Annotated in this window: 8 protein-coding genes and 1 pseudogene; 4 read left to right on the top strand and 5 right to left on the bottom strand. The window is 48.3% G+C overall.

All coding sequences use genetic code 11. The annotated features are described in order from the left end of the window. Positions 1-150: 150 nt before the first annotated feature. The 3 genes from ACTHTJ_RS08445 to ACTHTJ_RS08435 all read right to left on the bottom strand — a co-directional run bounded on the left by ACTHTJ_RS08445 (position 151) and on the right by ACTHTJ_RS08435 (position 2,024). Positions 151-684 (bottom strand): inorganic diphosphatase, encoded by a 534-nt coding sequence (locus ACTHTJ_RS08445; RefSeq protein WP_003678634.1) that lies wholly within the window; start codon positions 682-684, stop codon positions 151-153. Positions 685-768: 84 nt separating this feature from the next. Next, the gene (nudB, locus tag ACTHTJ_RS08440) at positions 769-1,233 is read right to left on the bottom strand and encodes a dihydroneopterin triphosphate diphosphatase (RefSeq protein ID WP_070461666.1); all 465 of its coding nucleotides are present in this window, start codon (positions 1,231-1,233) and stop codon (positions 769-771) included. Positions 1,234-1,370: 137 nt separating this feature from the next. Next, positions 1,371-2,024, bottom strand: coding sequence for a metallophosphoesterase (locus ACTHTJ_RS08435; RefSeq protein WP_070461665.1), 654 nt, complete (start codon positions 2,022-2,024; stop codon positions 1,371-1,373). Positions 2,025-2,113: 89 nt separating this feature from the next. Between ACTHTJ_RS08435 and ACTHTJ_RS08430 the strand changes: the two genes are divergently transcribed. After that, the gene (locus ACTHTJ_RS08430; protein ID WP_070585581.1) at positions 2,114-2,557 is read left to right on the top strand and encodes an RpiB/LacA/LacB family sugar-phosphate isomerase; all 444 of its coding nucleotides are present in this window, start codon (positions 2,114-2,116) and stop codon (positions 2,555-2,557) included. 32 nt (positions 2,558-2,589) lie between these two features. On the opposite strand, the pseudogene ACTHTJ_RS08425 reads toward ACTHTJ_RS08430, so the two are convergent. Then, a pseudogene (locus tag ACTHTJ_RS08425) lies at positions 2,590-4,068 on the bottom strand (RNA ligase). An 87-nt stretch (positions 4,069-4,155) separates the two neighbouring features. Then, a complete protein-coding gene (locus tag ACTHTJ_RS08420; RefSeq protein WP_070585577.1) occupies positions 4,156-5,730 on the bottom strand; it encodes a vWA domain-containing protein in 1,575 nt (524 codons plus the stop codon). 1,031 nt (positions 5,731-6,761) lie between these two features. Between ACTHTJ_RS08420 and ACTHTJ_RS08415 the strand changes: the two genes are divergently transcribed. From ACTHTJ_RS08415 to rtcR, 3 genes are all read left to right on the top strand, one after another. Beyond that, positions 6,762-7,517, top strand: a complete 756-nt coding sequence (locus ACTHTJ_RS08415) for a tRNA(His) guanylyltransferase Thg1 family protein (protein WP_070585574.1) — start codon at positions 6,762-6,764, stop codon at positions 7,515-7,517. A gap of 22 nt (positions 7,518-7,539) precedes the next feature. Beyond that, complete coding sequence (locus ACTHTJ_RS08410) at positions 7,540-12,867, top strand: RecQ family ATP-dependent DNA helicase (RefSeq protein WP_070585572.1); 5,328 nt, start codon at positions 7,540-7,542, stop codon at positions 12,865-12,867. Positions 12,868-12,955: 88 nt separating this feature from the next. Beyond that, positions 12,956-14,578 (top strand): RNA repair transcriptional activator RtcR, encoded by a 1,623-nt coding sequence (gene rtcR / locus ACTHTJ_RS08405; RefSeq protein WP_440360916.1) that lies wholly within the window; start codon positions 12,956-12,958, stop codon positions 14,576-14,578. Positions 14,579-14,598 lie beyond the last annotated feature (20 nt).

The following is a 14,598-nucleotide window of genomic DNA, read 5'->3' as shown; positions in this document are numbered from 1 at the left end:
TATAGGCGTTACTTTAATGAGGCCGTCTGAAAATGAGAAAGAATGGTTTGTTTGTTTTAAAGACGATTTTGTTATATTGGTTTGAAACATAAAAAGGCCGTCTGAAAATCTGATTTTCAGACGGCCTTGATATTGGATGGGACAAACTGATTAGGCTTGTTTGTTCCAACGTTCGATAGATTCTTTGATGACTTGTTTCGCTTCTTCTACATCGCCCCAAGATTCAACTTTAGTGGTACCTGCTTTTTTCAGGTCTTTATAGTGGTTGAAGTGGAACTCGATTTGTTTGATCAGTTGTTGCGGCAAATCGGCCAAAGTTTTGTAGGCGTTGCCGTTGTTGCGGTCGTCGGCTGGAACGCAGACGATTTTATCGTCTACTTCGCCGTCGTCAACGAATTTCATTACGCCGATAACGCGTGCTTCCAGGAAAATACCGGTTGCCAAAGGCTGCTCGGTCACCAGCAATACATCCAATTCGTCACCGTCTTCGTCCAAAGTTTGCGGAATGAAGCCGTAGTTGGTCGGCTTGGCGAAAATTGCCGGTTCAACGCGGTCGAGTTGAAACGCGGCCAGTTTGCGGTTCCACTCGATTTTGTGGTTGCTGCCCGCAGGGATTTCGTTGACAACGTTGATGATGCCGCCATCCACATCGCCTGGGGTCAGGATTTTGTTGAAGTCTGCCATGATGGTTTCCTTTGATTTTAAAGAGAGTCAAACGGCGAAAGTATAACAAACCCAAGGCCGTCTGAAAATGTGAAACTGTCGTATTCAGACGGCCTTTTTGGCATTCAGCCTTTTAATCAATTCTAAAATTGCGCGTTTATTGGAAGGCGAAAACACTTTTTCCGCCGCTTCTTCCGCACCAAACCAACCGTAGGCAACGTGTTCGTCCGGTTGCAGGACAATGGGCGTATCACGCGGAATTTGGGCGGAGAAGATGTGTTCGCGGTTTTCAAACACACCTTTGGGATAGCGATGGCGCCAGTGATGATAGATTTCATAAACGGTGCTGTCGTGCCAGTTTTCCAGCAGACCGTCTGCAAGGCGGATACCGGTTTCTTCCCACACTTCGCGCCATGCGGTTTCTTCGATACGCTCGCCTTCTTCCAAGCTGCCGGTAACCGACTGCCAAAAACCTTGCGGCGCCGTGCGTTCAATCAGCAGGATATTGCCGTCTTCATCATGCAAGACAACCAAAGCGGAAACGGGATACTTCAAAGGCTTACCGCTCATGACTTGTCCTTGCCGGTTTGGTTGGGGAGGCTGATTTTTTGTAGTAAGTAAACCAAAAGGTTTTCCATGTATCACTCAAAAATGGGAAATTGATATTCAGACGGCCTTTGCCGTAAATCCGCAAAGGCCGTCTGAAATTATACCTGATTTAATTGCGCCAGTTTCCGAGACACCAGCTCTGCTGCTTCTTCCGGCGACTTGGCCTTCAACCCTGCTTCGCCAAAATACGAAATTTTAGGCAAATCACACAAAAACTTATCGACATCTTCTGCCGTCAAAAAGCGGCCGTGCAAATCGAATCCGACATTTAAAGCACGCCCTTTGATTTCCGCCACCCTGTCATGCAAATGGCCATACAAGTGATACCAACCCTGATAGCAGCCGTCCCATTCCTGTATCGGATAGTGAAAGAGAACCAGCGTATTCTTAATTTCCGGCAATTTGAGTTTCAAATACGGCCGTATGGACGACAGCAGCGGATGGCCGTCATGCTTGGTTTGGCTGCGGAAAAAATCGGCATGCTGCCGAATCACATGATCATGATTGCCGTAAATCAAGTGATGCTGCCCGTTCAAACGCGACAAAACGCGCTCTATCTGCTTATGGTCTTGGGCAAAGGAAAAATCGCCCAAGTTGTACACCGTATCTTCAGGCGTAACGGTTTCATTCCACGTTTGGATTAAAAATTCATCCATCTGCTCCACGTTATCAAACGGTCGAAATTGCGGGCAGAATTTGGCAATGTTTTTATGTGAGAAATGTAGGTCTGATGTGAAGTAGGTTTTGCTCATGCCGTGCTCTCTGCGTTGCAAGCTTGAATCGTATCACGCGCGGGCGTATGCTGAGGAATGTTTATTATTATATGCTTCAAGGAGTTTTTATGCGTTTGGTTATTGCCGCGCCGGCCAACGGCGCAATATTGAAAGACGCGCTCAAAGCGCATCTGCAAAACGACCCGCGCGTCAGCAGCTTGGTCGATTTATCCTCACCCGAAGGAAGCTATCCGCAACTCTCGTTTGCCGCGGCCGAAGAAGTCGCGGCAGGACGCGCCGACCGTGCGCTGTTGATTTGCGGCACCGGCGTGGGCACGGCAATCGCCGCCAATAAGGTGCGCGGCATACGGGCGGCGACAGCGCATGATTTACTTACGCTCCGCGGCTCGGTGGAAAATTATGATGCGCAGGTTTTATGTATGGGGCAAAACGTCATTGCCGCTCCGGCCGCTTGGGCATTGGTCGATATCTGGTTTGACTTGCGCCACGACACAAGCAGCGGCTATGCACCTAAGGTTGGCGAAATCGAAGCGTATGAGCGCGGAAAATAAATACGCATTGCTCCATATATTTTCAGACAGCCTTACAACTGCTTCAAAAACGCCTGAATAAACGCGATTTTATCCAATTCCGGCATAGCGTTGAACGCTTCCTGATGGTCGTGGATATGGTCGATTAAGGGGTAAAACTCTTCATCGACATGGCGTTTGTCGAGTTTGCGGCCGATATTGCCCTCGTTGCTTCGTCCTAAAAACTTGGAAATCAGGTAATACGGCGATTTGAGTTTGAACAGCATTTCGCCGTTTTGTGCATCAAATACCATAAAGCCTTCGTGTTCCACATTTTTCAGACGGCCTTTCAGCTCCCCGAACGTGATGTTTTTCAGCGTTTTGGGACGGCGCACTCCGTATTGTTTGCCGATTTCGTCCAATTCCGCTTCAGTAAACTGACGGCCGGTCGCCACGTCAATGCAGCCGATTAAAGTTTCGCCAAATTCTTCGCGGATGATGTGCACGTCTTTCGCATCTGTGATTTCAAACAAAAAAGTATGGTTCGGATACGTGCGGAACAGGGTTTCGTATTGAGCGCAATGTGCGGCGGTCATGTCCGCAAACGCGCTATCAAGAGAACCGGTGGTCGAATACAGCACTTTGCCGTCAAACGCTGCGCCGTGAGACGGATGGTCGTCTGAAAGCGAGACGAAAGTGCAGCAACCCAGGAAGCCGTTCACTTTTACAACCGCATCCACCAATCTCTCGTCACTGATTCGGATCGGATAGCGGCTGCCTTTGGCAATACGTTCCGAATAATTGAACACTTTTTTAAACGGACGCACAATGATTCGATTATGCGCGTCGATAATCAAACCGCGCATTTCCAGCAGCGCATCATCAAAGCGATTGTTGTAGAACACGCTGCGTGCGTATTTCAACACGCGCAATTCGGGATAGCGCTTGGATGCTTTGGCAGTAAAGTTACGGCTGCTGTGTTGCAGATAGTGATCGGTCACAAAGGTTTGCTGCGCCTCATCAAACACCAGCGGCTTATGCTCGATAGCCTGCATCTGTTCGATTTTTTCTAACTGCTCCGCATTTGCCGGCTGCACGGCCTCGATGTGGATTTCGTTTGCCACACGGTTTTGGTTCAACTTGATATACGCCGCCAACACATCATGCTCTTTCACACCGTGCAGGTTGGGATAGAAATTGTGCAGTCAATAGACCTCTGTTTCAAAACCGCTTTTCTCCGCCTGATCCAATAAATGACGGCAACGCGAAGCTTTTTGGTTGGTATTGGAATTAATGATCAGAATATTTCGATTCGGATTTTGGCGTCCAAGTCTCAAAGTTTCAGTCATCAAGGCATTGCCGCGTTTCTGCGCCTTATCCACTGCTTCGCCCGACCAACGATATTCACCGTATTCATCGGTAATGAACAAATCGTTTTCAATACGGACGATTTCCGCATCCTGATACTGCGCTTTAAATTCCGCGGCTTTTTGTTCGGCAAACGTCGATTTTCCAGAACCTTGATGACCGCGGATTAAGATAAATTTTTGCATTTTGTTTCCTTATTCTTTTCTCAGCTGATACTAAATAAATAGGCCGTCTGAAAAATATTTCTACCCTTTTTTCAGACGGCCTTAGCTTCAGTTCACAGCTGCCAACGGCGTTTTCTCAATCTCTTCTACCCAGAAATCTGTACCCATACCTCGTTCGGCAAAGGAACCAATCAGGGAGAATACTTGGTCGGAGAAGCCGCCGATGTTCAAGATATCGTGACGGTTTCGTGCTTGAGCCTTGGTGTAGGGCTGGATATCCAGACAAACAAGTTTGGCTTCTGGGCAACGGCGTTTCAGAATATCCCACTCTTTCATCAGGCTGGTTGTGGCGCCCCATCCTTGGCTGTCATCCGCCCAACTTTCGTTGTCTGATACGATGACGACCAAATCCACGTCGGCTTTTTCGCGGTTCAGCATGGCAAGCGGTGCGCTGCATGCCGTTCCGCCGCCACCGACATTGGCGAGTTTTTCGGCGTTTGTCATGATGCTGTCGCGTGGGTTGAGCTTGACGTTTACCGTGATTTGTTCAAACGGTATCACGCGGGCTTGCGGATTGGTACGCAACATGGCGGCAGATACGAGCGCGGCAATGTCGATGCAGCGGGTTTTGCTGGTCGCGCTGCCGCGATAGCCGGTAGCCGGGCTGTGCATGGAGCCGGAGACGTCCGGACAAACCACGACTTTGCCTTGGATTGCCGGTACGTTTTGTACGGCGGTTTCCATCGCATCTTGCAGGGCTTCGCGGATTTCAGACGGCATTTGGTCAGATGTCGCCTGATACGCAGTCAGCAACTGGTAAGGCAGAACACGGGCGCGGGCAATGGCGGTTTCGTCACGCAGTTTTTCTGCCACCATTTTGATGTTTTTGCTTTTCGCAAATACTTCGTGGCGCAGGAAAGTGTTCAGATTTTGACGAACCTGCTGCCATGAGCCGTTGCGGGCGATTTGCGCCCAGTCGCCGCTGTTCAATTCTAAAGCTGTAAGCATTTGGAAAGGAACGTTGGGCAATTCGCCTTCTCGGCTTTGTTTGTAGTCTTCAAAAGCGCGGGTAATGGGTGGCAATGCTTCGCGGTCGTACGGTTTGCCGATCAGCCATGCAAACCATGCGGCACGCCATGCTTCACTCGGTTTGGGGTGCACCATTTTGACCACGTCCGCCAGCGACGACGAATTGCCGATGGCGGCGTTCAACAGTTGTTTTTCGGTGGCGGTCAAAAGCCAGGTCTGCATCAGTTTTTTCGGACGATTGCCGAAGGATTTTCTGCCGACTGCACCGCTGCGGATAATTTGTGCGAAGTTACGCAACATTTTACCGTTGTCCACTACTTGGTCGAATACGCGGGCGAGCATGTTCACGTCTTTTTGCGCCAACACGGCAAGCAACAGCGCAGGCATATCTTTCATAAAACCTTTTTGACGGGCATATACGGCAGTTTTGGCGATAAACTCGGCATCCAGGCTTTCTGCCAACTTCAATACTTGGTCAAGCTGACTTTGAGCATCGGCATAGTAGGTATTGTTCAGACAACCGGTAGCGGCAAGCTGGGCCAGCTGTTGTTTAGGTGTCAGCGTGTAGGCAATGCCGCCGGCTTCATTATAGGTATCGGTTTTAATCAAACGGTTTTTAATAGATTGAAACAAGGTAGTATTAGCCATTTTCATTTTCTTTCATATTGTTGGTTTGAGGCCGTCTGAACTTGTTTTAGCTTTGTTTTTCAGACGGCCTTGAATGGGTGGCAGTATGGCGGCTAAAGATGAAGAGAAGCGGTTTTAACTGAAAGCTAATGTATTCTCTTCCGGGCATCCGCCTACTGCCGTAGGGCGACCAGTTTAATTAGGATCATTCAGGTTTGTAGCAAGAAAGGAATGTAATCCTAATGGCATTCGCCCATAAGGGGTGGCACATTGGGCAACAAAGAGTGGAGAAATTTTTACGCGCTCTATCCTCTGAGCTACTCTGCCATAGTTGGCGGCAGAGACGGGACTCGAACCCGCGACCTCGCGCTTAGCAGGCTGTAATTCCTCCGGCATTTGCCGTTTGCACCAAAAACAGTTTTTATATCAGCCCGCCTGAATATTTCAGACGGCCTCGAATGGGTGGCAGCGTAGCGGCTAAAAGTGAAGAGAAACGGTTTTAACGTGATAAGTTAATGTACTCTCTTCAAGCATCCGCCTGCTGCCGTAAAAATAATATGGCACGCAACAAGTTTTTAAGGGAAACATGCCTTGGCTCTACCAACTGAGCTACTCTGTTATTTTGGATAACAGAGACAGGACTCGAACCTGCGACATAAGGGTATCCATGTTGTAGTTTCCCTAGGCATTTGCCTGCCATATTGGAAAAGGGTGGGCGACTAAATAAACAAGACGTTCAACGTCTATCAGACGAGACAGGATTCGAACCTGTTAATCCAAATGTAGTCTTGTTGGCATTCGCCCTGTAACCACACAGCAACTAAATTTACGGAAAATTTTTCTCCGGTAACTGTATTTCCCGAAGCATCTGCTGTATCGTTACATTCACAACATAGCCAACAGCGTGCCAAGAACAAAATTTTTATAAAAATAATTTTTAATTTATTGAATATAAAGAAAATATATTTTAAAGTGGCTTTTATTAGCAAGAAGCGTAGAATACTAAAAAATATATTTATAGATAGTTATATAGAAAATAAAATATAAAAGGATATATGATGCGATTCGATGATTTGGACAAACGATTGCGACAATACGAAACCGCTTATGATTTTTGCGTACCACAGGAAAATTTTATTGTTGTTCGCTTAGACGGGCGCGGTTTTACACGACTAACCAAGGAAATTTGGCAGTTTGAAGCCCCGTTCGACATTCGTTTCCGCGACCTGATGGCGCACACCGTCCGTCATTTGATGAAATGCGGCTTCAATGTGGCGTACGGCTATTCGGAAAGCGATGAAATTTCACTATTGCTGCGTCGAGACGACGATACGTTCAAACGCAAAACGCGCAAAATCATTTCGGTATTGGCTGGTGAGGCCAGCGCCGCCTTTTCTGTGGCGCACGGGCAGACCGCCGCTTTTGATGCCAGAGTTTGCGTTTTGCCGAACGAAAAACTGGTGGTCGATTATTTCCGTTGGCGGCACGAAGACTCATACCGCAACGCGCTCAACACCCACTGCTATTGGATGCTGCGCAAGAAAGGAGAAAGCGCGTCCCGCGCTACAGATGCCGTCAGCGGCCTGACACGCGTGCAAAAGCACGATTTGTTATTTGAAAACAATATCAATTTCAACGAACTGCCTGCGTGGCAGAAACGCGGCTTCGGTGTGTATTTTCAGACGGCCTTAAAAGAAGGTTTTAATCCGAAAACTGACGAAACCGTACAAGTAAAACGCCAAATCCTGCATACAGATTTCGAGCTGCCTTTAGGCGATGATTACGGCGCGTTTGTCTTGGAAAGAATTGTTTAATTTGTTTAGAGGTCGTCTAAAAATGAATACCGCTACAAAAGGACAAATCCCCGCTGTTCTTATCATTGATTTGGAAGTCGATCCAAAAACCGACAAGCCGTTCAAAATCGGTGCATTCCGCCCCGACTCAGGTTTGTTTTTTGAAAAAGTTTTTCGTGGAGAAAAGGGGTTTCATACCGCCTTGTGTGAAATGGCTCATCTGACCAGTGGATTAAAGTGGCTGATGGGGCACAACATCCTCGGGCACGATTTGAAATATTTGAAGGCCGTAGTGCCCGAAGCCGCATGGCTTAAAGTGCCTGTTATCGATACGCTGTGGCTCTCGCCTTTGGCATTTCCGCAAAATCCGTATCACCGACTAATCAAAAACCATAAAATCATCTCTTCTGAAATTAATTCCCCACTCTCCGACTGTCACGCTTGCTGGCAGCTTTTTCAAGACCAATGCACTGCGTTCGGAAAAATCAAAGCCGAAAAGCCCGAGGAGTTTGCGCTGTGGACAGCCCTGTCTGATATACCCCTGCCGTATCGGCTTTCAGAAGACATTATGATTCCCGAGCGTGATACATCGCCAGATGTCAAGAAACTGATCGACACTATTTGGTTGATGATGCAGGACAACAATGATCAAGGTCGTCTGAAAGTCTGCCGCACACGTTTTTTGGAGTTAATGAAAACAGACATCCGTAATCCTGCCATATATCCTTCCCTCGGCTATGCCTTATCTTGGTTAAATGTCTCTGGTGGTAATTCTGTGTTAGCTCCGTGGGTGAGGCACCAGTTTCCCGATACGGCTCGGCTGATTGCCGAATTGCGCGACCATGATTGCGGTAGTACGGAATGCCGTTATTGTCAGGATACGCTCAATCCTGAGGCGCAGTTACAGCGTTATTTCAAACTACCGACTTTTCGCGATGTAAAAGGATTTGATGGTGGACAACGTGCTGTGGTGCAATCAGGTATGAAGGGGTTGCATACGCTGGCGGTGCTGCCCACGGGCGGCGGCAAATCCTTGTGTTATCAGTTGCCAGCACTCAACCGCTACTACCGCAACGGAGGCTTGACAATAGTTGTTTCACCTTTGCAATCGCTGATGAAAGATCAGTTGGACGGTTTGGAAATAAAAGGAGCTACCTGCGCTGCTATGCTTAACGGCTTGGTTGAGGTGGTTGAACGCGCCCAAATTTTAGACAAAATAGCTTTGGGCGATATCGGCATTTTGTTTGTCGCGCCTGAACAGTTCCGCAACACCAGTTTTATTAACGCTATTTCGCAACGCCAAATCAACGGCTGGGTATTCGATGAGGCACATTGCCTGTCGAAATGGGGACACGACTTCCGTCCAGACTATCTATACGCAGTCAAATTTATCGCTGAACACAGCAAAAATAACGGTACGGTGGCTCCGGTAAGTTGTTTTACTGCTACTGCCAAACCCGATGTCCTCGCCGACATCACTAACCATTTCCGTGTGGAGGCTGGTATTGAGTTCCGCCAATTTATTGGTGACAACGAGCGCGACAATCTGTTTTACGATGTGCTGGAGATTTCAGATGGCCTTAAAAAGCAAAAAATCAACGAGCTGTTGCATCGTGAACTTGATCATCAAAGCGGTGGAGCCGTGGTATTTGTCGGACGGCGGAAAAGTGCGGAAACCTATTCGGCTTACCTGAAAGAACAAGGCTGGGCATGTGAGCATTTCCATGCAGGCTTGGGGAACAACGAAAAAGCCGATATTCAAAACCAGTTTATTGGCGGTAGTTTGCGCGTTATTGTCGCCACCAACGCCTTTGGTATGGGGGTGGACAAATCTGATGTGCGCCTAGTAATTCATGCCGAGATTACCGGTTCGCTGGAGAATTATTTGCAGGAAGCGGGTAGAGCAGGGAGGGATCAGGCAGATGCAAAATGCGTGTTGCTTTATGACGGAAGAGACGTGGATACGCAGTTTTCCATCAGCAAAATGTCGCAAATCGAATTGCGCGATTTGAAATCCGTGTGGAAGAAAGTCGGTTGGCTGAATCAAGCGGCATACGGCAAAGACCATTGCGGTGAAATCGTGGCTACAGGTGGAGAAATCTTGCGCGACACCGAGGAGTACATGAGTTTTGACAGCGATGATAGACAGGCAGATACCAAAGTCAAAACCGTATTGGCATGGTTGGAACGTGCAGATTTATTAGAGCGTAAGGAAAATCAAACCCGTATTTTCCCCGCACGTTCAGGTCGTCTGAATCTAGATGAGGCGCTGGCGATTATTGAAAAAAACAAGTTCAGCAAGCGTATCTCGGAAATTTACCAAACCATTGCCGAAATTGTGTTTCAAGCGCCAGAAGACGCGCCTTTGAGTACCGATGATTTGGTGCAGGCAACAGCATGCAGTTTCACTGAATTGCGCGGTCATCTAAAAAAACTGGAAGAATTGGACATTCTTACCAACGATACACACATGACCGTTATTTTGCGTACTGATAACAAAAAGCCTGCTGATAAACGTCTGGCGCAAGTTATCGCTTGGGAAGAGAAACTTTGGCAGATTTTAAAAAACGAAATTCCAGAAGCAGATCAAGGCATTTGGCAAAATCTCTCGTTGAATGCTGTTTGCTACCAAATGAATGAAGCGGATTTGGAAACCAATCCGGCTGAAATCAAACTTTTGATGCAGTCGCTCGCCGATGATAAGGCGGCACAGCGGACAAACAGCAGCGGCAGTTTTCAAATCCGCGATGTTGGCAACAACCTTTTGAAAGTGCGTTTCAAGAATCCTAAGAGCGACAGTTGGGAAAACTTGCAAAACAACGCCGAGCTTCGCCGAAATATCAGCCTGTGCCTCTTACCATTCTTGATGGCAAAAACCAACGGAGTGCGCCAAAAAGACGTAATGGTGGAAACCCGCATGGGTGAATTGGTGCAGCAGATTGCCGACGATTTGGTATTGTCGGTGCAAATCCCCGCCGACCGTCGTGAGCTTCTGCTCAAGCAGACTTTGCTGTTTATGCACAAACAAGGTGTGATCAAACTCAACCACGGCATGACTATTCTGAGACATGCCATGACTATTATCCCTAATCCTGAAGCACTCTCAGCCAAACGCCAGTATCTTGCGGAGGACTATAAACCGCTTTCCATTTTTTACGGCGAAAAACGCTTTCAAATCCATGTGATGCAGGAATATGCCCTTCGCGCACTGAAAAATCTTACTGAAGGGTTGAATTTGGTGCGTGATTACTTTGGCTTGGAAGAAAAGAATTTTAAGAATAAATGGTTTAAAGGTCGTCTGAAAGAATTGGACGAGCCTGCATCGCCACAAACTCTGCGCGAAATTACAGATGGGCTGAATGAGATGCAGAAAGCCGTTGTTACCGACCAAAGCGGCAGTAACCGTCTTATTCTTGCCGGACCGGGTTCAGGCAAAACGCGAGTTATTGTGCACCGTGTTGCTTACCTTTTACGGGTGCAACATGTTCCCGCATCCGCCATCATTGTATTGACTTTCAACCGGTTGGCGGCGCAGGAGGTCAAGCGCCGCCTGTTCGGACTGGTCGGTCCTCTTGCTGCTGCCGTTACGGTCATGACTTATGACGGTATGGCAATGCGGCTTTTGGGGGTTCGTTTTGACGGCAACAACCGAGAATATGGCAAAAGTCAGTTTAAAGAATGGTGCAGGCAGGCTGCCGCTATGCTTTCAGACGACCTTGAAAACGATGATGGTAGCGACGAGACACGCGAACGTATCATGGCAGGTTTCCGCTATATTCTGGTAGATGAATACCAAGACATCAGCGAAGAACACTACCGGCTCGTTTCTGCGCTTGCGGGTAGGAAGCGGGCTGAAGAAGACAAGCTGACGATTCTGGCGGTCGGTGACGATGACCAAAACATCTACGCCTTCAATGGCACGAGCAACGAGTACATACACCGTTTCCAAAAAGACTACGACGTTGCCCAACCCGACTATTTGACCTACAACTACCGCAGTACGCAATACATCATCAGCGCTGCCAACAGCGTGATAAACGGCATGACAGGTCGTCTGAAAACGCTGCATCCGATTGTTATCAACCCTGAGCGTCAAACACAGCCCAACGGTGGCGTATGGGCTGCAACAGACAGCGAAAGGCAGGGGCGTGTGCGCCACATCAGCCTGCCGTTCGGTAGCAGCAGCAACATACAGGCACAAGCTGTTATCACCGAAATAGGTCGTCTGAAAACCTTGAGCGAAGTCGCATGGAATGAGATTGCAGTTTTATCCCGTCATAATGCCAGTCTCAAACCTCTGCAGGCATGGTGTGAACAAAACGGCATACCTTATTTTTTGAGTGCCGACAAAAGCAGCAAAATCAAATTGCGTCACACCCGTGAGTTTGTCCGCCTGATTGATGGCGTGGAAAAACAAACCGAAGGCTTTACATCACAAGCTTTTGCAGAACTTATTAGTGAACAAGTGAAAAAAAGCGGTGGCAGTTGGTGTGTTTGGTTTAGGCAATTACAAACTGATTTCTTAAACGAATATCCACTGCAAGATGAGAAGCTACCTGAAAAGTCGGATAACCTTGCAGAGAGTCGTGAGGCAGAAATCCAAGCGTCGCCCATAGAAGACAACGGGTCGTCTGAAAACGGTAGTGGCACTGTTAACCGATATTCGTCTGCCTTTCTGAAAAGCTGGCTCTACGAATATGTAGGTGATGAACATGAAACCCGTTCGGAAGGTATATTTCTAGGCACGGCGCACGCAGTCAAAGGGTTGGAGTTTAAGCACGTCTTCATTTTAGACGGCGGTTGGCAGGGAGTTGACGAAGCCGAACAGAGGCTTTATTACGTCGCTATGACTCGTGCCATAGAAACACTGACCCTACTGCAAACTACTCCAGAGCATCCTTGGATGACAAAGCTACCTGATGATATTGAAAACGTGGCTCAAATCTTTACCGAATTACCTGAGTTGAATACCGAATACAGACGTTTGGCAGCTTATCGAAACACGGCAGTCGAGGGAGAAACCGATAGCAAAAGTGATTTGGATATCGACTTCATTGTCTGTCACAACAATGTCGAAACTGTGAAACAACGTCTGTTTGCTGCTGCGAAGCTGAAAAAAGACGACCCACTGGAAATGAAGCGGACGGAGGATGGCAGATATATTTTCCTTTCTGATGATATTGAAGTTGCCCGTACCGTCAAATTACCACCGTTGCCGACAAAAACTACCGCCTATGCCAACACTTTCAGAGTACGTTATTTAGACGAAGTCGGAGAATCATTTCGCCAACGTATCCCAGAAAAAATCGGCACTCAAAAGCTGGAAAAATGGACGCTTGTTATTCCTATGTTAGTGATACCGCCTGAGTAAAAAGAGTTTTTCAGGCTATCTCAAACATGAAGAAGGCAGCTTGAATACAAGGCTGTCTGAGACTCAAACGGAATAAACGGAATAAAAGATGAGTAACAAAAAACAAGTCGCCGTCAGCTTTCTCGGTACGGTATTGGACAGCGGTTTCGGTCAAGGGCGTTGGCAGAAGTGGCGGCCGAATGTCGCCATGAATCAGCGTCAGGATTTTCATCTTGACCGCATGGAGCTGTTTTATGCGGAAAAATACCGCGAACTGGCGGATCATGTAAAAGCCGATATTCAGCAGGTGTCGCCGCACACCGCCGTCAATCTCGTGCCTATGGAGCTGGAAAACCCGTGGGATTTTTCTGAGGTTTACACCAAACTGCACGATTGGGCGGCGGGCTATACATTTGATACTGAAGAAGAAACTTATCTCACCCACATCACCACGGGTACGCACGTCGCGCAAATCTGCCTGTTTTTATTGGTGGAATCGCGCCAAATCCCCGGCGTGCTGTTGCAGACTGCGCCGCCGAAAAATCAAAGACGCAGTATGGAGGACGGCAATGTCGGCAGTTATGAAATCATCGATTTAGACTTGGCTCGTTACGACGTACTGGCAGAACGCCTTGCCGCCGTACGCGATGACGCAGTGCGCTACCTGAAAAGCGGTATTTCCACCCAAAACGCCGCTTTCAACCGCATGATTGCCGAAATCGAACAAGTCGCGCTCAACTCCCCTTCCCCCATTCTGCTTTCCGGCCCGACAGGCGCAGGCAAATCCATGCTGGCACGCAGGATTTTTGAATTGAAAAAAGCGCGCCATTTGATTAAAGGCACATTTGTCGATGTAAACTGCGCCACCCTTCGCGGCGACGGCGCAGCATCTGCCCTGTTCGGCCACAAAAAAGGCGCCTTTACAGGCGCCGCAGAAAAACGTGAAGGCTATTTGAAAACTGCCGACGGCGGCGTATTGTTTTTAGATGAAATCGGAGAATTGGGCTTAGACGAGCAAGCCATGTTGCTCAAAGCCATTGAAGAAAAACACTTTTATCCCGTCGGCAGCGACAGCGAAGTCAAAAGCGACTTCCAACTCATCGCCGGCACCAACCGCGACCTGCGCCACGAAATCCGCGCCGGACGCTTCCGCGAAGACCTGTTCGCCCGCATCAACATCTGGAATTACCCACTACCCGCACTCGCCAACCGCCGCGAAGACATCGAGCCCAACGTCGAACACCAGCTCTCCCTAGCCTCGCAAGAACTCGGCCGAACCACCCGCTTCAACAAAGAAGCCCTGGCCGCCTACCTCGACTTCGCCCACTCCAACCAAGCACCATGGCGCGGCAATTTCCGCGACCTCGCCGCCAGCATCATGCGCCTGGCCACACTCGCGCCGCAAGGCAGGATACAGGTAGAACAAGTCCAAGCCGAAATCGAACGCCTCAAATGGTTATGGTCGGAAGAACCCTTTTCAGACGGCCTCTTACATAAAAGGCCGTCTGAAAAAACACAAGACTACCCCGATAAAGTCAATTGGGACACATTGGATTTGTTCGATAAACTACAACTGCAACACGTCATCGACGAATGCCGCAAACATCCCAACATGGCCGCCGCCGGCCGTGCATTGTTCAATGTCTCCCGAACAGAAAGGGCAAAAGTCAATGACAGCGACCGATTGAGGAAATATTTACAGCGATTCGGATTGGAATGGGGAGATATTTAAGTAGAGTGAGCAAGAAGATT

Origin of the sequence: Neisseria sp. P0018.S001 (assembly GCF_051957355.1) — a bacterium.
GTDB classification, from domain to species: domain Bacteria; phylum Pseudomonadota; class Gammaproteobacteria; order Burkholderiales; family Neisseriaceae; genus Neisseria; species Neisseria subflava_A.
Note: the sequence above shows the minus strand (reverse complement) of the source record. Positions and strands in the feature narration are given on the sequence as shown.